Below are 22,837 nucleotides of genomic sequence, written 5' to 3'. Positions count from 1 at the left end.
TTCGCCATGCCGTCATATCGGCTGCCCGCGCACGCTGGTCCAGCCCGCGCTGTGTGCACCTGACTCCGGCTCAGGACCGCTGTTCTCCCTTGTCTTCGACCGGGCCTAACCGGGCCCGCCCCCCTTTGAACGAAGAAAGAGATGCTCTGTTGCGCCCCAGACCGTGGTTCCGCATGCCCGGATCACGAAGATCCAGATTCTTCACTCCCGTCGTCACGTCCGCGGCTGCACTGGCCGTCCTCGGCGGGCTGGCGGTCCAGCCCGACCTGCTCGGCCGTGGAGCGGACACCGCCCCGGCGGCTGCCTCGTACGACTGGAATGTGGACACGGCTGCCGAGCAGTTGCGGCAGGACCAGTGCCTCATGGCCGATGTGCTGCGGCTGGGCGGCCCGTCCATGGCCACTACCGCGCAGGACGGCCTGAACCAGCCCGCGGACAAGCTTCATACGCTGGCTGACCGCAAGAGTTGGGAGAAGACTCCGCTCGCCACCGCGTACCAGACGGACCGGGACGCGGCGGCCAAGGAACTGGATACTCTCCATGCTCTCCGGGACGGATGGCAGAAACCTGTCGTCGGTCTGACGACACCGGCCGGTTTCACCGAAACCGACTTCCACTGGCCTCCCGGGTCCCCGGGGGACGGCAAGGAGGACTTCTACTCTCAGACCGGTCTGACGAAGTGGACCGCCGACCGGTTCTGGAAGAACGACGGCGACTTCTATGCCGACTCCACGCCCACGGCGGACGCGGCGACCCGCAAGGCCGTCGACGACCTGGGCAGTCCTCTCTACGGCAAGGACCCCGACCCCGCCGGGCTGCCGGCCGACGAGTGGAACCGGGCCCTCGCCGAGCGGGACGCGTTCAAGTGGCTGCACGGGGCTCCCGGGGAGAACCCGGGCGCGGACAACGCCCGTATGTTCCTGGCGTCCGGGGGATTTCCCCGTAGCGCCCCGCAGCCGGGCACGGCGGAGTACCGCATCGCGGTCGAGGACCTGAAGTCCCGGTTCGCCGCGTGCGCGTGGCGTGACCCGATCGATCCCGACCACGTTCTGGGCGACGTCTCCGGCACGGCCGCCACGGAGTGGCAGCAGGAGATCACGGCTCAGGCCACGCAGCGCAACCAGATCCTGAACGCCAGCAAGGACGCCACCAAGTCCCTGGCGGCCGGCGCCAAAGCGCTGGGTGACCTGCTGGGGTACTCGTGGGTCGCCGACCACCTCGCGCGCTGGCAGGACTACTGGTCCGCGGGCGGGGCCGGCTGGGTCGGCGACGCGCCGGCGGTGATCGAGGTGCACGCCGCGCAGGGCAAGTGCCTCGACGTCGAGGGTGCGAAGAAGGACAACGGCACCCCCGTCCAGCTGTACACGTGCAACGGTTCGGCGGCGCAGGAGTGGAAGGTCTACGGCGACGACCGGGGACTGCACCTGCAGAACGTCAACTCCCTCAAATGCCTGGACGTTTCGAACAACAACCCGGCCAACGGCACGAAGATCCAGATCTGGACGTGCAGCGGCTCCCCGGCGCAGACGTGGGAGTTCAACCTCCGCGCCACCGGCAGCCTGCGCAACGTCGGCACCGACAAGTGCCTTGACCTCCACGAGTACACCAACGGCTACAACTCGTGGCTGTACACGTGCAACGGCAGCGGGCCGCAGCAGTTCGACGTCACGCCCTCCGGGCACACCGGTACCGTGCCGCCAAAGGCCCAGTTCGACAAGGCCAAGGCCGGCATCACGGCCGTCCAGACGGCGGCGAAAAAGCAGCTCGACGTCCTCAAGACCCAGCTCGCCGCCGTGAAGAAGGCCGCCACCGCCTCGGACACCGCCGAGCAGGCCTCCTACACCATCGCCGACACCAACGGCGCGCCGCGGGGGCGTGGCCTGCTGGTCGGGCAGCAGAAGGCTCAGGTCACTCAGGGTGCGGCGGCCGCGCTTGAGGCGATGGTGAAGGCCGGCGAGACCGCCGAGGCCGCCACCCGCGCCTCCGGCGGCGACAGCCAGACCATCGCGGAGCGCGCGCTCGCGCAGGCCGCGCAGGTGAAGGCGGAGTTCCGCAAGAAGGCCGCGGAGAAGGCCGAGTTGCAGGCCAAGGCCGCGGCCGACGCCGCGAAGGTGCACCGCGACAACGCCAAGAAGGACAAGGAGACCGCGGAGACCAAGCTCACCGAAGCGGTGAAGGCGGAGGGCGATGCGAAGGCGGCCGCCGCCGACGCGCACGCCAAGCGGCTCGCCGCCGAGGCCGAGGAGAAGACGGCCAAGGCGGAGAAGGAGAACGCCGCCGCCAGCCGCGCCGAGGCCGCCGAACACCGCAAGAACGCAGAGTCCGAGGCGACGAAGGCGAAGGACGCCAAGGACAAGGCGGAAGCCTCCGAGAAGACCGCCGAGGACCGGCGCGACGACGCGGTCAAGGCGAAGGACCACGCCCAGTCCCTGCGGGACGACGCCTGGGACACCGAGCAGAAGGCCGACGCGGCCCGCGCCAAGGCCGACGCCAAGGAGGCCTACGCCGACTCCCTCGACTCCGGTGACGCGGCGACCGCTGCCCGGTCCGCCGCCAACGACGCGGACAAGGCGGCCGACGACGCCGAGACCGCGGCGGGCAGGGCCCGTTCCGAGGCGGACGCCGCCACCCAGGCGGCAGCCGACGCGGACGCCGCGGCCACCCGAGCCGAGGCCGCCGCCAAACGGGCCCGCTCCGACGCGGACGCCGCCCAGGCGGACAAGCTGAAGGCCGACGCGGAGGTCAGGACCGCCACCAGCGCGGTCGCCGACGCCATCAAGGCCTCCCAGGACGCCTCCGCCGAGGCCAAGACTGCCGTCAAGCTCGCCGACGAGGCGGAACAGCACGCCAAGGACGCCAGGACCCAGGCCAACGCGGCGAACACAGAAGCGGGCAAGGCCCTCGCGGCCGCGGCGAAGGCCGCCGGCTACGCCCACGTCACCGCCCAGGCCGCCGTCGACGCCGGCGCAGCCGCCAAACAGGTCGCCGACCCGGCCAACGACGCCATCCAGCTCGGCTCGCAGTACGTCGACACCGACTCCAACGCCGGACTGGTCGTCCTGACCGGACAGGCATCGAAGTCGATCGCCGGCCAGCAGCAGGCCGTCGCCGACGCCCACGCCAAGAACGCCGCGGCCGAAGCGGACGCGGCAAAGAACCTCGCCGACCAGGCCAAGGGCGACGCCAAGGAGGCCTACCAGCACGCGGCCAACGCCGCCCAGTACGCCGCCGACGCCCGTACCTACTCCAAGGACGCCCTCAGCTACGCGGCCGACGCCGCCACCGCCGCGTCCAAGGCCGCCGCATCACTGACCCGCACCGTCGGCTACGACAAACAGGCCACCGAGGACGCCGCAGCCGCCGACAAGGCCGCAGGCAACGCCGAGGGCTACGCCAAGGACGCCCGCGACAGCGCCGACGCCGCCGAACTCGACGCCTCCGCCGCCCGCTCCGCCGCCACCCAGGCCGAACAGGACGCCAAGGACGCCCGAGCGGCCGCCACCCGCGCCGACACGGCCGCCACCGAAGCCGAACAAGCCGCCAAGGACGCCGACAAGTACGCCAAAGAGGCGCAACAAGCCGCCGAACAGACCGAGGACAAGAAGAACGGGGAGCAGATCCAGACCGGAACCATCCTCGACGCCGAGGGCCACATCGGCAACGTGTTCTATGTCGTCGACCACTACGAGAACATCGGCGACCCGGAGACCCTGTCCAAGACGTCGGCCTGCGACGACTGGAAAAGCAGGATCGTCTACACGGGCGACTGCACCATCACCGCGAAGATCACCTACAAGGCGATCCTCAACCTGTACCTGTGCACCGCGGATGACCTCAACCCGGCGTACAACATCTGCCCCTCCGAGTCGGCGGTGTACCTCGGCCAGCAGCCGTCCGAGAAGATGACCAAAGAGGTCACACACACCATCACGATCGCGGAATTCAACGCGAACATGGACCCGATCGACATCCTCTTCGGCAGCTGGATCGACTGCGGCAAGAAGATCGGCTCGATGCTCAAGATCACCTCGGGTGGTGGGGGAAACTGGGGTGGATGCGGCTGGGCCGCCTTCGATGTCGCCAGCCTGTTCGCGGGCAAGATCGTCCGGCCGATCGCAGACGCGGTGCGCGCCGTGGACGCCTCCCTGCGCACCGGCATCGGAGTCGCCGACGCACTGAAGGCGCTGCGCACGCTGCGCATCGACGCAGACGCGTTGGCGGGTATCGAGCGGTCGGCGCGCATCTCCGAGGAGTTCCGCGCCGCCTGCGAGACCAACAGCTTCCCCGGCGCCACCGAGGTGCTCATGGCGGACGGCTCACGCCGGCCCATCAGCCAGGTGGGTGTGGGGGACCGCCTCACGGCCATGGATCCGGCCACCGGCCGGCTACAGACGCGGCAGGTGACCGACACCTTCAAGCACGACACCCAGCGGCTGGTGGACATCACCGTTGCCGACGGGGGGAAGCTGGCCAGCACCGCCGGCCACAAGTTCTATGTGGTGGACCGCGGGTGGACGCTGGTTTCCGACCTGCACGTCGGCGACCGGCTGCGCACACCGGACGGCTCCGTCCACCCGGTGACCGCCCTCCTCGACCGCTCGGGCCTGACTCCCCGTACGGTCTACGACCTCACCGTCGACGACCTGCACACGTTCTTCGTGCTCGCGGGCGCCACCCCGATCCTTGTTCACAACTGCAAGGTCGCCTTGGGGTGGCAGAGAGATGGGGCGCTCGACGCGTGGGCTCGGCTTCCCGAGAACAAGTTCACCACCTTCTCCATCGCGCGCGCGCAGGATTTCGCTCCGCTGGCGAGGAAGGCCGTCGCCGACCCGAACGTGGAGCTGCACGTCAACATGACGGGACTGGAACGATTCGGAGACTTCATGGACGCTGCCAAGCGCGGCCTGCTGGCTGGTGAAGCCGGTCGTGCCACAGACTACGAGATGTCTTTGATCGCGAGAGCCGTCGCCAATGGTCAACGCGCATGGAGTTCGGTGAGGTTCTATTATCCGACGGGCGCCGGTGACGTCGTGGAGCTCAGAAAGATAGACATGCCGGATCTGTCAAAGTTGGGGAAACTTAAGCCCGTAGATGGGGGCAAATTCAACTACTGCCATCACTGCTAAGGAATCCGATGAATATGGACGCCCACCGGAAAGACCTGTACCCGGACGTGACTGCTTCGGGTGGCCTTGGGCCAGCCATGCGAGACGCAGCACAGCTGCGCGGGTGCGACACCGGGCTGGGACCGTGGGCCGTCGACGTCGTCAGCATCCAAACGGCGAGGGGTTTCCTGTCGGTCGATCCTGCGACCGAGGAACGCCTTTTCCGGTTGAGTGTCGGCATTCCCGGGTTCGACTGGGAGATCGGCTCCACGGGGGACCTTGGACTGCTTGTGGAAGCGGTCGCCGCATGGCGGGAAGGCATACCGCTCGACGAGTTGGAGGAGAGATTCGAGTTCATGGAGCTCGACGAATTCGTCGGGGCGCTCGAACGCGGAGAGCCCACCTCTTCGCAGTGGACCGAACTCCTGTCGTCCGACTTCAACCGGCGCCAATGGAACCTCCTGCGCCGCCTCCGTGCGGATGAGGTACTGCGGGACATGTTCCCGACCATCTCGCACGGTGCCGTGCGCCTGTGCGTGGATGCGATGGACGGAAGGAGCCGTCAGGTTCTGGTGGACGAGGTGAACGAGGAACTCTATGAGGTCATGCGCGTAGGGGTGCCCGGGGCCAGCTGGGTCGAGGTGCCGGCCGGTGATCTGATCGCCTACCTGCGAGCTGCCTTGAACGAAGAGTGATCTCGACAGATCGATGAGGTCGAACCCCGCCAGGTAATTCCTGGCGGGGTTTCTTTGTGCGTGCCCACGTGGGAGCACAGGGCGGCTTCAGATGCCGGTTCATCCACGCGGAGAAGGCGAACTACACAGAGCCCTTTCCAACCTGGCTGTGGCGTCGGGGTGTTGGTGGGCATGGGTTGTACGGAACGACGAAGCTCCTGGTAGACGGGTTCTCGACCAAGATCACCCGTGTCCGCCAGGAGCTTCGCGTGCTTGTCTACCCGTCGTCGATCGATCTGTCCAGCCGCACGCTGCGGCACCTGACGAGGCAACTGGCCGCTCACCGGCGGGAGATAGGTACGCGATGGCGGCGTCTGCCCGTCGGCCGTCAGGCCCTGCTCGCCCTGGCCCACCTGCGATGCGGCGACACGTACGCCCAGCTCGCCGCAGGGTTCGAGATCGGCATCGCGACCGTCTACCGCTACATACGCGAGGCCGTCGAAGTGCTGGCCGCCCAGGCGCAGACCCTGGCCGAGGCAATGACGACCGTCCGGACGAAGGCGTACGTGATCCTGGACGGCACCCTCCTGCCCATCGACCGAATCGCCGCCGACACCCCGTACTACTCCGGAAAACACAAGCGTCACGGCATGAACGTCCAGGTCATCACGGATTCCTTCGGCCGACTGCTGTGGGCTTCCGCGGCCCTGCCCGGCTCCACCCACGACCTGACCGCCGCGCGCGAACACGGCATCATCGACGCGCTCGCAACGGCAGGGCTGAAGTGCTGGGCGGACAAGGCGTACCAAGGGGCCGGCCGTCATGTCCGCGTACCTTTCCGGGGCCGCCGGCTCAAGCGCTGGAAGCGACGGCACAACAGCACCCACGCCAAAATCCGGTGCCTCGGCGAGCAGGCCATGGCCGTCCTGAAGGGCTGGCGCCTGCTACGCAAGCTCCGCTGCAGCACCAACCGGATCACCAACATCGTGAAGGCCGTCGTCGTCCTTCACCACGCCTCAACCTGAGGTTGGAAAGGGCTCAGTACTGGTGTCGAACAGCCCACCGGTCCGCCGACATCGGTCGTCTGTTGGGCGACGTGACGCAACCGCGGTCCCACACGCGGCGAGGGCTGTTCGAGCACCCTGACGCCGCAGGCGGCGGGCGACACCGTGTCGCCCGCCGCCTGGCGGAAGGGATTCAGGTTCAGATGCTTGGGGAGTGACGTGGCGTCAGCCGGTCGCGCTGCCCGCGACCCACTCGCTCCACGGCATGTTCCAGTCGCTGAGGCCGTTGTCGGGGGCCAACATGGTCTTGTCTTCGGAGTTCTTGACGATCACGACGTCACCGATCATCGAGTTGTCGAAGAACCACGCGGCGGGCTGCTTGCCGTCGCCGCCGTCCTTGACGTCCTTGAGGCCCACGCAGCCGTGGCTGGTGTTGACCTTGCCGAAGACCGCGTCGGCACCCCAGTAGTTGCCGTGGATGAAGGTGCCCGAGGCGGTCAGGCGCATGGCGTGCGGTACGGCCTCGATGTCGTAGGAGGGCTTGCCGTCCTTCTCCGTGAGGCCGACGGTCGCACCGTTCATGTGGATCTGCCTGAACTTCTCGGAGATGACCATCTGACCGTTGTGCGTCGGGTGCTCGGTGCTGCCGGACGAGATCGGGATGGTCTTGATCGTCTTGCCGTCCCGTACGACGGTCATCTGCTTCGTCTTGGCGTCGACCGTGCTGATCTGGCTCCGGCCGATCTTGAACGTGACCGTCTTCTGGATGCCGTGGAGGTTGAGCGTGACGGTGACGGTGGAGCCGGGCTTCCAGTATTTCTTGGGGCGGAAGTCCAGGCGGTCGTCGTTGAACCAGTGGCCGACGACCTGCTGGCCGTTGCTGGAGCTGACCTGGATCTTCGACTCCATGACGGCCTTGTTGCTGATCGCCTTGTCGAAGTTGACCGTCACCGGCATGCCCACGCCGACGGTCGAGCCGTCCTCGGGGGAGAGATGCCCGATGAAGTTGTTCGCCGGGGAGACCGTGGTGATCGTGGCGTTCCCGGTGACGGAGCGGCCCTTGGCGTCCTTGGCCTCCGCGGCGACCTGATACTTGGTGGCCCGCTCCAGCCGGCCGTTCGGCTTCCAGGATGTGCCGTCGGCGGACAGGGTGCCCGGAACCTCGGCACCGGTCGCGACGGCGGTCATGGTCACCTTGGTGAGCTTGCCGTTGCTGACGGTGACCTTGACGGAGTCGTTGATCCCGACGTCGTGGACACCTTGCTTGGGCGTGATCATTATTCGGGCGTCGGAAGCCTCCTGGGTGGCCGCCTGATCCGCCCGCGCCTGCGGTTTCGGCTGATTCCCAGCGTCGTTACCACTGGTAGCAGCGTTGCTGGTACCGCCGAGGGCCGTGAGTGAGAGCACACCGCCGAGTACACCGACCGCAGCCACCAGCCCGGTGCGTCCTTTACGTGCCGTGATCAAGCGCTTCTCCCGTGTCACTGGTCGTTGAATCCCTGGAGCTGGATGCCGAGGGAGTGCAGCTAGCTATAAAACTACTTATATGGGTTCATCCGTCCTTAAATGAGCAAACTGTGGTGAAGGCCACGCGCCGTCGAGCGCGTCGCCGAGGCCCTGCTCGACTGACGGATGGCGCGTAAGAGCCTTTGTGGGTGGGGGCGTGCCCGATAGCGGGCTGGTCCTGAGCCTCGGGGGTGTACCACTCGAAAATACGATTCGATGCTGTGCGCTGCGGCGATGCCGTTCGGTCAGGCAGCGTGTCGGTACTCATTGATCAGGCCGCCGAGGACGGGCCGTCGTCGGATCCGAGGCGCTTGGAGGTCGATGAGAGTGGCCGGGGCGGGTGGTGCAGTGCTGTCCGGGGATAGTTGTTGCCTAGCCTGATGGGGACGATGCTGGTTGTAGTGCCGGATGTAGTCGGCTAGGACTGCTTGGGCGTGGGTCTCGTTGTGGATCAGGATCCGGTCGAGGACTTCGCGGCGTAGGGTGCCCACGGCTCGCTCGCAGGTCGCGTTCGCTCTCGGCGCCCGAGGTGGGCTGAGAGGACCTTTACGGCGTCGGTCTCGAAGACCGCGTCGAAGGCATCGGTGTATTTGCTGTCCCGGTCCCTGATGAGGAAGCGCAGAGAGTCCATGCGGCACCCCGACGTCATGGCGAGATTCCTGGCCTGTTGGACGGTCCACTGGGCGGTGGGGTGGGTGGTGACCCCGGCGAGGTGGAGGCGGCGGGTGCCGTGCTCGATGAAGACCAGGGCGTACAGGCGCTTGAGCGAGATGGTCTCGAGGTGGAGGAAGTCGGCTGCGATGATGCCGTGGGCCTGGGCGGTGAGGAACTGCCGTTGGACGGGCGCCCGCGCATCGTGGTGATCTTCCTTGAGTACGGCTGCCGCAACTGCAAGGTCCGCCCTGCCTGCACGACCGCCACACCCGAGCATTCGACGCAGTCTTCGCCGCCGACGGCATCCACATCCTCAAGAGCACGTCACAGACGCCTCGGATGAACGCTCACGCGGAGAGGTTCGTACGTACTACGCGAGCCGAATGCATCGATCGCCTGCTGATCTTCAACGAGCAGCACCTGCGGACGTCGCCCAGTACGCCCACCACTACAACTCCGCAAGGCCGCGCCGCGCGCTGCAACTTCGGGCTCCTGCAGACGCCCCCGACGCCATCGCGATTCCCGGCCGGCGGATCCAGCGCCACGACGTTCTCGACGGATTCATCCACGAGTACCGCAACACGGCCTGAAACAGGATCAACAGCAGCGGGCGAACACGCAGGTCAGTGGGTATGCGGGCCTTTTGGAACCCTGCAGGCTGCCGGCCGAAGGCCGGGACGCCCCGCTCATCGACGAACTCGCGCGGGCCCCCGCGGCCGGCCTGCTGGGAGTCCTCGCGGATCACTACGACCGGGACCCGCCTGCGCCGAGCTCGCCGCGTGGACGGCGGTCCACGGTGATCTGCGCGCAGCGGATGATCCGCGGGCCGCGGGTGAGCCACACGCAGTGGGTGAGCCGCAGGCAGCCGTTGAGAAGCTCACAGATGCGATACGCGCCATGCCGTTCCGTACCCGAGCCGAGGCCGTGCCGGACGTCCTCGTCACCGCGCTCGACGACGGCGAGACCCTGCTGCGAAACCTGCGATCCCGGTCCGGCTCCCACCGCACTGAGCGTCCTGGTGCGCCGGGACCTGCTCGCCCCGGAGGACCTGACCGAGGCGGAGGCGCTCCTCATGGTCGCCGAGAGCCTGCTGCAACCCCTGGAAACGGCCGGTCCCGACGGGGTGAGCGAGATGCTGTGCGACCAGGGCTCCCAGGTCGAGGAGGCATTCGAGGCCGCCCTGGGCTCCGGCCATCCGGACCGGGTGGGCATCGCGGGACTCAAGACCGGCGCCGAGTACGCGCTGCGCAAGCCGAGCGCGCGCGTCGGCCGTGCTGTCCCACAGCGGTCGCACGACAAGAACCAACAACAAGGGCCGCGGGCTCGCAAGGGAGGCAAGAGGCGTCGGTGACCGGCCGAGCGAGCCACCGTGCGTTGCTGGGAGGAGCAGGCGCTGACGCATCTCCGGCAGGCGTCAGGACACTCCGCCCATGCGACCTGAATCCCGGGCGGCGCTTTGCCTCACCTGGCTATGTGCCTCACCTGTCGGTGATCTCGGAGAGCCAGGCCGTGTCCTCCGGGCCCGGCGCTTCGGGGCCGGGCGCGGGCAGCCGACGGACCTCGCCCGTGCGCAGCGCGACCGTGGCCCGTGGCCGCATCGGCCCGTCGCCCCTGCGTGAGAGCAGGACGAGTTCCCAGACTGTCGCTGTCATTGCGTCGAGCCGGGTGGCGCAGTCGGCGGTGACTTGCCGCGGATCCCGGGTCCGGCCCAGGGACAGATGTGGGGTGAAGCTCTTGGCGGGCCCACGACAGCGCGGGAACCGCTGCCGCAGTAGGCGGTGCAGGTCCGCCCACGTCGCCTTGCCGGCCGCCGTCGGGTCGAGCCACACGGTGAAGTAGGCCCTGTGCCGGAAGGTGCGCACCCCGTCCAGCCGGGCGGTGAACACCGGCGTCTCGGCCGTCGCCGCGGCGAGCAGCGGGGCCGCCCGCTCGAAGTCCGACTCCGGCACGAAGCCGAAGAGCACATTGACGTGCGGCGGCCAGCGGTGGATCTGCGGATCGTAGTCCTGGCGGATGTCCTGGATCGGAGGCCACAGCTCCGCAGGCGGGATCCAGGCCACCGCCGTGCGGGCCGTCGGGGACCCGTCGAGGACGTCGGCGGGCTCGCCCCTGCCGGAACTCGTGTCGAAGCTCAGGTCCGCTTGCGGGTCCCGCACTCGGCCGGCGCCCGACGCGTCGAAGCGGTCCACACCCGTGGCCCGGTCCCAGACCACATCGCCGTCCGCCTCGATGAACATCACCCGGTGCCACGGGATGTCGCCCCCGGGCACGAAGGACGACAGCGGGATGCGTTTGAGGGCATCCCCGCGCTGGCTGATCCCCAGCACGAACCGAGCCGGGTCGAACCGCGGGTCCCAGCGGACCCGGTGATAGATCTCGTCGCTGGTCCGCATCACGCCTCCTCTCCCGCCTTCACACCTTCTCTTCTCCTCCAGGGTGCCGCGCACCCGGCCTTCGACGGTTGTTCCGCTCGCACCGCGACGCATCAGGTGCGGTGCGCCTGACGGGGGACGGCAGGGAGAGCCGGTGCGCCTGTGCGGTGAGCACCCGCGGCAGCACTGCCGCATCTCTTCTCGGCGTCCTGTCGGTTCTGGGACCGGCTTGTTCGTCACGGCCGGTAGCGTGGGCAACGAGACAGAGCCCTGCGAAAGACAAGAGCGGGAAACCATGCGGATGATCTTCAATCCCGCTGAGGAGAACGAGTACGAGGCGGTTTGTGGTCTTCTTGTCCACCGGTTCGAACAGTGGGCCTGGGAGAACGGGATCCACGCCGATCCGTTCGTCGTCGAAGCCGCGCTGGACTACCGCCATCTCGGTACGCCGGACGGCAGGCTGGGACTGTGGGACCAGCGGCACATCGAGGAGTTCCTGCTCGACTGGGTTCCGCGGACGGTGACCGTACTTCCCGACGAGGAGCCTGCCGATGCGCCGGGCACTCTGCGGTGCCTGCTGCGGTATCTGGACGCCGTCCATCTTGCCGATCCCCGAGGGGCGTCCCTGCCCGAGGTGCTGGAGGCCGTCGACGGGGCGGCGCCCCACTACGCGGAGGCGATGGCCGACCGCAGCCTCTGGGGCCTGGCGAAGTTCTGGATCACTACCGCCGCGGAGCAGGGCGTCGACGTCCACGACGAGCAGGCGTTGCAGGATTTCGTGGGGCGGGCACAGGGTGGCGAGGTGCCCTACGACCCGGAGGTGCTTCAGACCATCGTCGAGCGGCACATGCGGAGTTCCGGGCCCGTACGGTCCGAGCCTCAGCTCCCGGTCGCGCTCCCGGACGACGACGTCCTGCGGGAGCAGGCCGGCCGGTCACCGGTGCTGCGGCAGCTGCGCGAGCTGGCCGAGTGGGCGGGGCGCGACCGCAGAACGCTCACCGGTTCCGGCAGGCTGCGTCTGTCGGATGCCCGGGAACTCGTAGAGCGGCTGGACACCGGAGATGACACGGACTCGGCCCGCTCGTCCGCGGACCTGCCGCGCCTCAACCTCCTTGTGGAGTGGGCGAAGACAGCCAGGCTGATACGAGTCGTCAAGGGGAGGCTGTACGCGGTGGCCAAGGCCGAGCCTGTGCTGAACGACCCGCTTGCACTGTGGCGGCGCGCGTTCGACGCGTTCCGCGAGCTGCCCAGCCCAGTGAGGGGCGGGCGCGGCGGCAGGTACGGAGAATCCGTGCTGTTCGACGAGTACGACATGTACGGCGTCGTCCTGCCCGACGTACTGGCAACCCTCTACAGCCTGCCGTACCCGATGCCCTGGCCCGGGCTGCGGGACACCGTCCCCCTCGCCTACCGCTCGAGTTCCCTGCTCGAGGTCTTCGCCACGGACTCCATCGGGTTCGGACAGGCGGATGCCGATCTGCGCACCGGGCTGAGTGTTTTGGAGGACCTGGGGGCGATCGAGTGCCACCAGGGGATGGGCGACCCTGTCTTTGCGGATCTGGCGATGAGCGAGAACGACCTCGAGGGGTGGGCCGGAATACCGGCCGAGGACGATGACGACCTCGAGACGCCGTCCGGCATACTGCCAGGGATGCCGACCGGACTTGCCGGGCTGCTGGACGACGCCCTGCTGGACGAGACCCTGTCGGGTGACGCCGTGTTGGACGGCGCCCCGCCCGATGACGCCCTGTTGAGTGGCGCTCTGCTGGATGACGAGGCCACCCAGCGGGCCCGGAAACGGAAGTCCGAACTGAGCTCGGGCCTGGTCGAGTTGATCCGTCTCACTGACCTCGGAACGGACTCCGTGCGCCGTCGGCTGCTGGCCGAAGGCCGGGATGCACCTCTGATCGGCGAGCTTGCCCAGGCCTCGCCGGCCGGTTTGCTGGGCGTCCTCGCCGATCACTACGATCCGGAGTCCGCCCGGGTGGAGCTCGCCGCGTGGATCGCCGTCCACGGCGACCGGTCCGCGGCGCTGGAGCAGCTCGTCCAAGCGGTGCGGACCATGCCGTTCCGTACCCGGGCCGAGGCCATGCTGGACGTCCTCGTCTCATTGCTCGACGACGGGGAGCTCCTGCTGCGAAGCCTGCGTTCGGACTCCTCGCTGGCTCCCACCGCGCTGAGCCTCCTGGCCCGCCGGGAGATTCTCACCCCCGAGGACCTGACGGAGCCGGAAAGCCTGCTCATGGTCGCTGAGAGCCTGTTGCAGCTCTGTGAGGCGACCGGTGCCGACGGGGTGAGGGAGGTACTACGCCAACAGGGTCGCGAGGCCGAAGAGGCCCTCCGGGCGGCTCTGGCCTCCGGTCACCCGGACCGGGAGGGCCTCGCGGACCTTCAGGCCCTCGCCGAATGTGTGCCCCGGGAGCGCGAAACCCACGTCGGCCTTGTTCAGCAGCGCGGCCACCGAGAGAACGGCAGACGGGGCGGCAAACGGCGCCGCTGAGGACTTGGCGCTTCCTGGCGCTCAAGGGCGACGCCGGCGGCCGCGTGACCGCGTGACCGCGTGACCGCATGGCCGCATGACAGGTATGCCGGCGGCCTTGAGGGACTCTGCCTGTGGGGCTCGGGATCCGGCATGGCTGACTCCCCCCCGCCCGTCGGTGGGCACGACGAGCCGGGGACGTGACCCGGCAGTGTGCATGGAGAACAGCACCGCGAGCTGAGTCGAATCTTCGAGCGGCACACGGTCGGCTTATGCTTGCCGCCATGAGCCGTTGGGCGGAATTGACCGGGGGGACGTCCGGGCAGGACTACGCTGCGCGGTTCGCGGTCCTGGCCGATAGCGGGAAGGACATGCACGGTGAGGCGCGGTTCTGTACGGCGCTCGTGCCTGCCGGAGCGCGGGTGCTGGACGCCGGGTGCGGTACCGGACGGATCATGATCCGGCTTGCGGAGCAAGGGTACGACTGTGTCGGGGTGGATCTTGATCCGTCCATGCTGGCAGTGGCGCAGAAGGAGGCGCCGGGACTGCCTTGGTTCCAGGTCGATTTGGCCAGGTTCGACCCGGCCCTGCTCGGCATCGCCGCGGACTTCGATCTCGTGGTCGCCGCAGGCAACGTTTTCCCGCTGCTCGCTGCTGGCACCGAGGCCACGGTGGTCGAGCGACTGGCCGCGGCCCTGCGCCCGGGCGGTCTGATCGTCGCCGGCTTCGGCCTGGACGAGGCCCACCTGCCGGTGCCGCCCAGCATCACGCTGCCAGAGTACGACGACTGCTGTGCCGCGGCCGGCCTCACCTTCGCCGACCGCTTCGCCACCTGGGACGCTGACCCTTACGATGGCGGCGGCTATGCCGTCAGCGTCCACCGCCGGTGAGGTCGCCATCGCCACAGCCGCACCTTCGAGCCACGGCAGGCCGCTGTGGCCGTCCGTGGAGGCTGGCCGAAGGGCGCGCCGGAGCGGAGAATGGTGCTGTTGGCCTGTTGGCCTGTTGGCCTGTTGGCCTGTTGGGCGGTGGCCGGTTTGACGCACCAGTACTTCGTCGGCGAGGCAACCGCGCTTCCGGCGGAGTTGCAGGCTTCCCGCACTGAGACAGGCCGGTCAGCGGGCTCGGCCGGGTGGCTCCGCGTGCGCTGGAACCGACCGATGCAGTGTGCCTGGATTCGCTGCGGCGGGGCGACGACGTACCCTTCGCCCGCCGCGAGCCCGCGGGGCCGAACTGCGCGAGTTCTGTGTGCGCGTGCAGCCGGCCGATGTGTGAGAGACGGGCATCAACTCTTGAAGGGACCCTGGAAAACGTCTCGTGGGGGTTCGTCTCTCGGCTGAGGCTTTTCCGGCCGTGAGGACCTCGTGTGCGAGTGTCAGCACTTCCGGGGCCCGGCCTCCGGCGGTGTGCCGGTGCAGGAAGGCGGTGGCGCTCCATGTCGTACGTCGCAGTGAGTGCGCTGAGCCACCCCGGGCTGCTCCGCGAGCGGAACGAGGACAGCCTCGTCGTCGGACCGTGGACACTGTGCGCCACCGTGACCGAGAGTCCGCAGACCCTGGTCTTCCCGTTGGGGACGCCCCTCATCGTCGCCGTCGCCGACGGGCTCGGCGGACATCCCGGCGGCGACGTGGCCAGCGCCCTGGCCGCCCGCCGGATCGCCTCGATGGGTCCCGCCCTGAGCAGCGAGGACGCCGTCCGCGACGCCTTGAACTCCTGCAACCGCGCTGTGTACCTGGCCGCCGGCGGCGCCGGAAGCGAGCTGGCCATCATGGGGACGACCGTCGCCGGCGTCGTCGTACGGCCCGGCTCGTTGCTGGCGTTCAACGTGGGTGACAGCCGGGTCTTCGAGGCCTCCCGCGAGGGGCTGCGCCAGGTGAGCGTCGACGACAGCCCGCCGCTCGAACCTGGGGAGCGCACCACGTCCGTCGTCACCCAGTGCCTGGGCGGTACGCCCGGCTACCGCCCCATCCGTCCTCATGTGACGGCGGTGTCGCTGTCCCCCGGCGACCGCTACCTCATCTGCACAGACGGCCTGACCGACCCGGTGACGACGGACGTGCTCGACGCGGTGATGCGGCAGCACGACGACGGCCGGGCGGCCTTCGAGCTGTGGAAGGCCGCCATCACGGCGGGCGGGCCCGACAACATCACGCTGGCGGTCGTACGGATCGGAGACGAGTAGGGGGCGGGGACGGCGGGAGGCGGCCACGATGAGGGCCATCCGGAACGGCACGGTGATCGCGGAGGCGGAGCACACCGTCGTGGTCGAAGGCAACCACTACTTCCCGCCCGAGACGCTGCATCGCCGATACTTCTGCGAGAGCGGGTCGAGATCGCTGTGCCCGTGGAAGGGCGTGGCGCGGTACTACACGGTCACCGTGAACGGCGTGATGAATCGGAAGGCGGCCTGGTACTACCCGCGTCCGATCCCGTTCGCCCGGAAGATCAAGAACCACGTGGCGTTCTGGCACGGGATCACGGTCGAGGGGGACCAGCGGGAACACCGGTAGCGACATCGCCCACCCGTACGCCCGTACCTGGGCGCCCTCACATACCTGTACGCGGGCCCGGTCACGACACGGCGCAGCCACATCGAAACCCGTGGCGCATGAGGAGGCCGTGCTCCAGTCGGACCTTGTGGGCGTACTGGCGGCAGTGATCGCCGGCGGGGCTGTGGCGGGCGTCGCCCGCGCCGTTCAGGCGCAGTGGGCTGCGGAATGGGCATGGGGCGATACGCGGCGGGGCGGACAGAGCGGGTGACGGTGGCTAGGCCGTGTTGTTCCAGTCGTACGGTCCGCCGCCACGCCACTCGATCAGCTCAGCGTCGTCGATGGCCCGGTCCTCGGCGGGCAGACCCGCGCGGTGCAGGAAGTCCAGCACGTCGAACAGGCTGTACGCGGTGCCCACGGGCTCGCCGTCGATCGTCACCCGCCGGCCCCCGTCCGACTCCGGCGGAAGCACGACCACTGGAGGGCGCACGTCCATAACACCAGCATGCGCCGGGACCGGTCGGACCGCGGCTTCCGGTTTTCCGGGCACCGAGTCCGGAACCCGTAGGACGCCGCCGGGCATGGCCGACGCCGGTGGTGCGGGACCGCGGCAGCCGGATGGCCTCCGCCCCGTCCAGGCCCCGTGGTCCCGTCGGGTCGACGGGACCACGGGGCCTGGGATGTGTGCCTGGGCGTGGCGTCGATCAGCTTGCCGACCGGCCGATGTCGACCGTCCCACCCGGCACCGCCCTCCACCGGGGACTGCGCTCCCGCACCGGCCCCAATGCATCAATCTCGCTGGCCTGTCACATGGTGGTCAGTCCGTCTCGCGTGTCGGCCGATGGGCCGGTGTCGGGCGCACACTGGACGCAGAGGGCCATGCGTCATGAGTCGAACTTGGAGGTGGGCCATGAGCACCCTCGAAGAACGCGTCGACGTCGGAGTTCCGATCGACAAGGCCTGGGACGACCTCCACCGGGTGGAGAACTATCCGCGCTTCGTGGAAGGAGTGCGCGAGGTCCGTACGGAGGCGGGGGGCCGAGCGCGTGTGGACGTCGAGGTCGGCGGCCGGGCCCGGGAGTTCGAGGCCGAGATCTCCGACCGCAAGGGGGAACGCGTGATGGAGTGGCACACCACGGGCGACCCCGAACTGGCGGGTTCCTTCTCGCTGCAGCCGATCGACCAGAACAGCACCCGGGTCCAGGCACGGCTCGAGTACGACCCCGACACGATCAGGGAGACCTTCGGCGGGCTGAAGGGATTTGCCCAGGCGAACGCGATCGAACGGCTCGTCCGCGGTGATCTGGAGCATTTCAAGGAGTGCGTGGAACAAGGGCGGTGAGCGGTAGAAGGCGGGCGCTGCAGGCAATCGAGGACGGCAGCCTCCGATCGGATCCCCCGCCGCGCGGTGGGGGATCCGACGGAAACGGAGTGGACCCGTCCGCAGCCGCATGCTCCGAAGTCGGCGAGCGAAAGAGCGTTTCCCCCTGAGGCCGTTGAAACGAGCGTGTGGATACGGGACAGCGGCGGAGTCTTCCGGCAGCGCAGCGACGTCAGGCAGCCGCTACGCCGGTCAGGTCTCGATTACGGCATCGCAGTCGGAACAGACCACGGACGCGTACTCCGCGGGGTGCCAGGGCGCCCCAGGGTGCTCGGAGGGCTTCCAGCGGGCCGTCTCCATAGCGAAGGTGTCCTTGCCGCAGAGGGTCCGCGGTCCCGTCGAGGAGGGCGCCCCCGGGGCGGAGGGCGCGGCGTGCACCTTGCGGACGGACCGTTCCTCACCAGCCGGTATCCCCGGGGAGGAACGTCTGGCCATCGGCTTGTCGAGCTCATACACGACGACGATTTCGCCCATGCCTCCACAGTAGGCGGACGCGCGGCCGACCCTAGGGCTCCGCGGCGTCTTGTCGCGGGGGTGAAGGGGGGCGCCGACCTGCTGTTCGTCGGCTCCCTGGTCGTAGGGGTCGGCCCCGCCATCGTCACCGCGGCACAGGACGACAACGCGATCGTCGTCGACTGCACCGGCATGACCATCGCCCCCGCGGTCATGGACACCGTCGCGCTGGCCGACGGCCGGGGTCACCGCTCGGAGTACGTCGCGACGCTGACACCGGGCAACACCCCCGACTTCCTGGTGGTGCCCGACGAACTCGCCGCCGACGTGCCGAGCGCGGTGGCCGCACTCATGACCCGGCCGGAGCAGGTCCGCGCACTCGTCGCGTCCGGCCGGCCCGTCCTGTGGGCCGGCACCGACGTCCCCGGCCGGGCCACCGCCCCCGAGGCGGGCATCCCGGCCTGCGGTGACCTGACCGGCAGCTCGCGCGTCGGCGTCTGGATCGACAAGTACGACTTTCTGCACCAGGAGCTCACCGCCGACGGTCGCTACGACGAGACCCGGGGCGGCCGTCCGCACGCCTACCAGGGCCGGTACTGGATCGACGGCGACCGCATCGACTACCTGGACGACCTCGGCTTCTGGGCCTACGGAGAGTTCCAGGGCGATGAACTCCACCACGCGGGTTACGTCATGAAGCTGGGCTGACCCTCCCTCCGGTCGTCCTCCGCGCCCCCTACGCCTTTCCCCTTCCCCGGCGTACGGCCCACTCTTCCGGCCGCTCACTCTCCTCGCCCCCTTACCTTCCCCGCCCTCTCGCCCTTTCGGAGACAAGACCCCTCATGAACGTCAACGTCAACGTCACCACCAGCGCCGCCGTGCTCGAAGAGCTCCGGCGCCGGCCCGCCGACCGGCGGCGCATCCTGTTCACCGGCGCGACCATCGTCACCATGGACCCCGACCTCGGTGTCATCGACCGTGGCGACCTCCTTGTCGAGGGCGACACGATCACCGCGGTCGGCCCCGGCCTGAGCGCGGGCGACGCCGTGGTCGTCGACGCCACGGGCACGATCATCGCCCCCGGCTTCGTCGACACCCACCGCCACGCCTGGGAGGCCCAGCTGCGCCGGATCATGCCGGACGTCGACGACCTCGGCGGCTACGTCATGGCCACCCTGGCCGGCTATGCCACGGTCTACCGGCCCCAGGACATGTACATCGGCACCCGGCTGGCCGCGCTGACCGCGATCGACAGCGGCGTCACGACCATGCTCGACTTCTCCCACAACTCCCGCACCCGAGAGCACTCCGACGCCGCGATCGGGGCCCTCCGCGACACCGGCATCCGCGGCGTGCACGCCCCCATGGGCCCGCACTTCGGCGCGTGGGACCGGCAGTGGCCCGGTGACCTGACCCGCCTCAAGGACCAGTACTTCAGCAGCGACGACCAGTTGCTCACGCTGCGCCTGGCGACCCTGGCCACCGACGAGATCGCCGGACCGGCCCTCGCCTACGGTCCCGAACTCGCCCGCGTCGCAAAAGACCTGGGCATCGGAGTGAGCGTGGACGCCGTCTTCGGCACGTCCTCCTCCGATGCGGTCCTGCGCTGGGCCAGGGACGGCATTCTCAGCCCCGACGTCACCCTCATCCACTCCACCGGACTGACCCCCGAGGCATGGAAGGCGATGGGGGAGACCGGCACCACCGTGGCGCTCGCCCCCACGTCCGACGCACAGATCGGCCTGGAGACCGCGATCCCCGCCGTCGACGAGGCCTTGTCCGTCGGCATCCGCCCCGGCCTGAGCATCGACGTCGAAGTCGCCCTGGCCAGCGACATGTTCACGCAGATGCGCGCCCTGCACGCCATCCAGCGGATGCGCGTGGTCAACGCAGCCTATGGAACGAGCGGCGATCTCTCCCGCATCACCACCCACGACGTCCTGGACTTCGCCACCCTCCAGGGCGCCCGCACCAACGGCCTGGCCGGCGTCACCGGCTCACTCACCCCGGGCAAGAAGGCCGACCTGCTGGTCGTCCAGGCCGAGGACCTGAACAACATGCCGCTCAACGACCCCATCGGCACCCTCGTGCTGGGCTCCGACGCCCGCAACATCACCGCCGTCCTCATCAACGGCGAGCCCCGTAAGTGGGACGGACAGGTCCTCGACGTCAACCTGCCCGCCCTGCGCAGCGAGGTGCACGCCTCGCGCGAGTACGTGCTGAACACCCCGGCCGCCTGAGCATCTCCCCGCCACCCGACCGTTCCCCTCCGTCGTATCCCGGCCGTTCCTCCCGCGGCCGGGGGCACCCATCGAGTCCCGGTGGTGCCATCGGCCGACCGTGCCGCGCGCAAGAACGCGGGGCGGTGATCAGACGCCCCCTTCTGGAGTTCCCATGTCCCACCCCACTTCCACCACGTCCGCCCGGCACACAACAGCCGCGCCCAGCACCCCGGACCAGCCGCCCTCCTGGGCGCCCGCCGCCCCGACCGTCGCGCTGCTGACCGCACTCGGCGTCCTGATGGTCGGCCAGATGTACACCGTCCTGGCCCTGCTGCATCCCATGGCCACCGCGCTCGGCACAACACCATCAACGCCACGGCCCCGCACGCCCGCGGCGCGGCCGTCGCCCTCTACGGATGCAGCATGTTCATCGGCGCCAGCCTGGGCCCACAGCTCACCGGAGCTCTGACCGGCCTCGGCTTCGGCGGCATCCTGCGCGTCGTCGCCGCCGCGCTCGTCCTCGGCGTCCTCCTGGCCCTGCCGTCCCTCCGCCACCACCGCACCCAATGACCCGGAGCCGGACCGCCGGCCCACTCCCGATCCCGCACAGCAAGGCCGCCGCCCGGGCATTGCCGCACCCCCCCCGCGACCCGTCCGCATGGAACGGGGCTTCTACCAACTCCTGTCAGGCCTCGATGAGATGGCCCCGCGCGACGAGCTAGTGTCCTCGCTTGTGACTGAACCCTCCTCTGTGACTGATCCCTCCTCTGTGGGTGAACCCTCCTCGCATCTCGGTGCGACAGCGGACGCCTACGACGCCGTCGCAGTCCGCTACGCCGAACTCTTCCGTAATGATCTCGACGCTCTTCCGCTGGATCGTGCGATGCTCGCCGCGTTCGCCGACCTCGTACGAACCACCGGCGCCGGGTCCGTCGCGGAGCTGGGATGCGGCCCGGGACGCATCACCGCGCACCTGCGGAACCTGGGGCTGGACGTCTTCGGCGTCGACCTGTCGCCGGTGATGATCGATCTAGCCCGCCAGGCATACCCGGACCTGCGGTTCGAGGTCGGCTCCATGGACGCCCTGGACCTGGCCGACGGCAAGCTGAACGGCATCGTGTCCTACTACTCGGTCATCCACACCCCACCGCAGGAGGTGCCCTCGTACTTCGCCGAGTTCCGGCGGATACTCGCGCCTAACGGTCACCTCTCGCTCGCGTTCTTCGAGTCGGAGGGTGAGCCGGTCACAGCGTTCGACCACAAAGTGGTGACGGCGTACCGATGGCCGATCGACGACCTCGCGGGGCTGGCCGGTGAAGCCGGGTTCGTCGAGGTCGGCCGGATGCTGCGTGCGCCGCGCGAGGAGGAACGCCAGTTCCGCCATGGCCATCTGCTGATGCGCGCAGCCAAGTAGCTCAGGTGTGGACATGGGTGGCCACGGTCTTGGGGCCAGGGGAGATGAGACGGAATGATCGGGACCGTGTTCCGAAGCGAGGACGTGCCTGCGGAGGACAGGTTCGAGTACTGGCGGGAACTGGTCGGCCGGACGCGGTCGAGCGACCTGATCAGTGCCCACACCGCCGACTACTGGGCGGAGTACCGGCTGATGGAGCTGGGGCCGGTGACCGTATGGCCGTCGTCGTTCCTGCCGACCCGCTACCGGCGGAGCGGAAAAATGGTGCGGCGTTCCGACCCCGAGTTGTACCACCTGACGCTGCTGCTCGATGGAGGACTGGCTCTCGAGCACGCCGGGCGGACCGACACGTTCGGCCCGCGTGACCTGCACATGGTCGACGGCTCGCGGCCGTACGACCTCCGGCCGACGGACGACAGGGATCGCCGTGCCGTCAAGGGGGTGGGCGTGGACTTCCCCAAGGCGTTGCTGCCCGTGCCGCCGCGCATGGTCCGGGAGTTGCTGGGCCGGGGGCTGTCGGGGCGGGAGGGCACCGGGGCTCTGCTGACAGAATTCCTCGTCGGCTTGGACCGGCAGGCCGAAACCCTTCAGCCGTCCGACGCGCCACGCCTGGGTACGGTCGTACTCGACCTGGTGTCGGCCTGGTTCGCCCAAGTACTGGACGCGGAGGCCGCCCTTCCGCAGGAGACCCGCCAGCGGGCCACAGCACAACGCGTCCAGGCGTTCATCCGGCAGAACATCCACGACCCGGAGCTGACGCCGCCCGCGATCGCCGCCGCGCACCACATCTCCCGCAGCTACCTGTACCGGATCTTTCAGCAGCAGTCGCAGGGCGAGACGGTCGCGGCCTGGATCCGCCGCCAGCGGCTGGAGAGCGCCCGCCGCGACCTGGCCGACTCCTCGCTGCGCACCACACCGATCCACGCCGTCGCCGGCCGCTGGGGCTTCCCCCGTGCCTCCGAATTCATCCTGACCCGACGGTCTGCGCCCGACGGTCTGCGCCCGACGGTCTGCGCCCGACGGTCTGCGCCCGACGGTCTGCGCCCGACGGTCTGCGCCCGACGGTCTGCGCCCGACGGTCTGC

21 protein-coding genes and 1 pseudogene are annotated in these 22,837 nt (G+C 69.1%); 15 read left to right on the top strand and 7 right to left on the bottom strand.

The genetic code is table 11. The features are described 5' to 3' along the window. Window positions 1-173: 173 nt before the first annotated feature. The 3 genes from ABZ656_RS02205 (at window position 174) to ABZ656_RS02195 (ending at window position 6,804) form a co-directional block, all read left to right on the top strand. Window positions 174-5,126, top strand: coding sequence for an RICIN domain-containing protein (locus tag ABZ656_RS02205; RefSeq protein WP_360263643.1), 4,953 nt, complete (start codon window positions 174-176; stop codon window positions 5,124-5,126). An 8-nt stretch (window positions 5,127-5,134) separates the two neighbouring features. After that, window positions 5,135-5,800 (top strand): hypothetical protein, encoded by a 666-nt coding sequence (locus ABZ656_RS02200; RefSeq protein WP_101401923.1) that lies wholly within the window; start codon window positions 5,135-5,137, stop codon window positions 5,798-5,800. A gap of 248 nt (window positions 5,801-6,048) precedes the next feature. After that, window positions 6,049-6,804 (top strand): transposase family protein, encoded by a 756-nt coding sequence (locus tag ABZ656_RS02195; RefSeq protein WP_101401924.1) that lies wholly within the window; start codon window positions 6,049-6,051, stop codon window positions 6,802-6,804. Between the two features lie 204 nt (window positions 6,805-7,008). Here the strand turns inward: ABZ656_RS02195 and ABZ656_RS02190 are convergent, their stop codons facing one another. Continuing rightward, window positions 7,009-8,247: an Ig-like domain-containing protein gene (locus ABZ656_RS02190; protein ID WP_360263721.1), complete on the bottom strand. Its 1,239-nt coding sequence runs from the start codon at window positions 8,245-8,247 to the stop codon at window positions 7,009-7,011. A gap of 287 nt (window positions 8,248-8,534) precedes the next feature. After that, a pseudogene (locus ABZ656_RS02185) lies at window positions 8,535-9,127 on the bottom strand (integrase core domain-containing protein); the annotation flags it as partial. A 199-nt stretch (window positions 9,128-9,326) separates the two neighbouring features. Here ABZ656_RS02185 and ABZ656_RS02180 point away from each other — a divergent pair. After that, the gene (locus tag ABZ656_RS02180) at window positions 9,327-9,533 is read left to right on the top strand and encodes a hypothetical protein (RefSeq protein ID WP_360263639.1); all 207 of its coding nucleotides are present in this window, start codon (window positions 9,327-9,329) and stop codon (window positions 9,531-9,533) included. 154 nt (window positions 9,534-9,687) lie between these two features. Here the strand turns inward: ABZ656_RS02180 and ABZ656_RS02175 are convergent, their stop codons facing one another. Then, window positions 9,688-9,945 (bottom strand): hypothetical protein, encoded by a 258-nt coding sequence (locus ABZ656_RS02175; protein WP_360263636.1) that lies wholly within the window; start codon window positions 9,943-9,945, stop codon window positions 9,688-9,690. A gap of 16 nt (window positions 9,946-9,961) precedes the next feature. On the opposite strand from ABZ656_RS02175, the gene ABZ656_RS02170 reads away from it, so the two are divergent. Beyond that, entirely contained in the window at window positions 9,962-10,294 is a 333-nt protein-coding gene (locus ABZ656_RS02170) for a hypothetical protein (RefSeq protein ID WP_360263633.1), read from the top strand. 127 nt (window positions 10,295-10,421) lie between these two features. Here ABZ656_RS02170 and ABZ656_RS02165 read toward each other — a convergent pair whose 3' ends face one another. Next, window positions 10,422-11,336, bottom strand: coding sequence for an RNA repair domain-containing protein (locus tag ABZ656_RS02165; protein ID WP_101401927.1), 915 nt, complete (start codon window positions 11,334-11,336; stop codon window positions 10,422-10,424). A gap of 280 nt (window positions 11,337-11,616) precedes the next feature. On the opposite strand from ABZ656_RS02165, the gene ABZ656_RS02160 reads away from it, so the two are divergent. The 4 genes from ABZ656_RS02160 to ABZ656_RS02145 all read left to right on the top strand — a co-directional run bounded on the left by ABZ656_RS02160 (window position 11,617) and on the right by ABZ656_RS02145 (window position 16,304). After that, window positions 11,617-13,815, top strand: a complete 2,199-nt coding sequence (locus ABZ656_RS02160) for a hypothetical protein (RefSeq protein WP_360263629.1) — start codon at window positions 11,617-11,619, stop codon at window positions 13,813-13,815. 263 nt (window positions 13,816-14,078) lie between these two features. After that, on the top strand, window positions 14,079-14,684 hold the full coding sequence (locus ABZ656_RS02155) for a class I SAM-dependent methyltransferase (protein WP_075029896.1): 606 nt from the start codon (window positions 14,079-14,081) through the stop codon (window positions 14,682-14,684). A gap of 545 nt (window positions 14,685-15,229) precedes the next feature. After that, window positions 15,230-15,976 (top strand): PP2C family serine/threonine-protein phosphatase, encoded by a 747-nt coding sequence (locus ABZ656_RS02150; RefSeq protein ID WP_360263624.1) that lies wholly within the window; start codon window positions 15,230-15,232, stop codon window positions 15,974-15,976. 28 nt (window positions 15,977-16,004) lie between these two features. Then, the gene (locus ABZ656_RS02145) at window positions 16,005-16,304 is read left to right on the top strand and encodes a DUF427 domain-containing protein (RefSeq protein WP_360263621.1); all 300 of its coding nucleotides are present in this window, start codon (window positions 16,005-16,007) and stop codon (window positions 16,302-16,304) included. Between the two features lie 256 nt (window positions 16,305-16,560). Here the strand turns inward: ABZ656_RS02145 and ABZ656_RS02140 are convergent, their stop codons facing one another. Further along, the gene (locus ABZ656_RS02140; protein ID WP_075029849.1) at window positions 16,561-16,779 is read right to left on the bottom strand and encodes a hypothetical protein; all 219 of its coding nucleotides are present in this window, start codon (window positions 16,777-16,779) and stop codon (window positions 16,561-16,563) included. Window positions 16,780-17,193: 414 nt separating this feature from the next. Here ABZ656_RS02140 and ABZ656_RS02135 point away from each other — a divergent pair, with 414 nt between their 5' ends. Next, window positions 17,194-17,625, top strand: a complete 432-nt coding sequence (locus ABZ656_RS02135) for an SRPBCC family protein (RefSeq protein ID WP_075029850.1) — start codon at window positions 17,194-17,196, stop codon at window positions 17,623-17,625. A gap of 231 nt (window positions 17,626-17,856) precedes the next feature. Here ABZ656_RS02135 and ABZ656_RS02130 read toward each other — a convergent pair whose 3' ends face one another. Beyond that, entirely contained in the window at window positions 17,857-18,138 is a 282-nt protein-coding gene (locus ABZ656_RS02130; protein WP_075029851.1) for a hypothetical protein, read from the bottom strand. 60 nt (window positions 18,139-18,198) lie between these two features. Between ABZ656_RS02130 and ABZ656_RS02125 the strand changes: the two genes are divergently transcribed. Beyond that, on the top strand, window positions 18,199-18,825 hold the full coding sequence (locus tag ABZ656_RS02125) for an Atu4866 domain-containing protein (RefSeq protein ID WP_360263616.1): 627 nt from the start codon (window positions 18,199-18,201) through the stop codon (window positions 18,823-18,825). Between the two features lie 134 nt (window positions 18,826-18,959). After that, entirely contained in the window at window positions 18,960-20,357 is a 1,398-nt protein-coding gene (locus ABZ656_RS02120; RefSeq protein ID WP_360263613.1) for an amidohydrolase family protein, read from the top strand. A gap of 129 nt (window positions 20,358-20,486) precedes the next feature. Here ABZ656_RS02120 and ABZ656_RS02115 read toward each other — a convergent pair whose 3' ends face one another. Further along, window positions 20,487-20,681, bottom strand: a complete 195-nt coding sequence (locus ABZ656_RS02115; RefSeq protein WP_129592157.1) for a hypothetical protein — start codon at window positions 20,679-20,681, stop codon at window positions 20,487-20,489. Window positions 20,682-20,762: 81 nt separating this feature from the next. Between ABZ656_RS02115 and ABZ656_RS02110 the strand changes: the two genes are divergently transcribed. The 3 genes from ABZ656_RS02110 to ABZ656_RS02100 form a co-directional block, all read left to right on the top strand. Continuing rightward, entirely contained in the window at window positions 20,763-20,909 is a 147-nt protein-coding gene (locus tag ABZ656_RS02110) for a hypothetical protein (protein WP_180362176.1), read from the top strand. A gap of 199 nt (window positions 20,910-21,108) precedes the next feature. Continuing rightward, window positions 21,109-21,753 (top strand): class I SAM-dependent methyltransferase, encoded by a 645-nt coding sequence (locus ABZ656_RS02105; RefSeq protein WP_360263608.1) that lies wholly within the window; start codon window positions 21,109-21,111, stop codon window positions 21,751-21,753. Window positions 21,754-21,807: 54 nt separating this feature from the next. Beyond that, window positions 21,808-22,837, top strand: a 1,030-nt coding sequence (locus tag ABZ656_RS02100) for a helix-turn-helix domain-containing protein (RefSeq protein ID WP_360263605.1), incomplete at its 3' end; no start/stop codon positions are given.

Source organism: Streptomyces sp. NPDC007095, from assembly GCF_040634475.1.
In the GTDB taxonomy this organism is placed as follows: Bacteria; Actinomycetota; Actinomycetes; order Streptomycetales; family Streptomycetaceae; genus Streptomyces.
The sequence above is the reverse complement of the archived record's forward strand: the minus strand, read 5'-3'. Positions and strand labels throughout refer to the sequence as shown.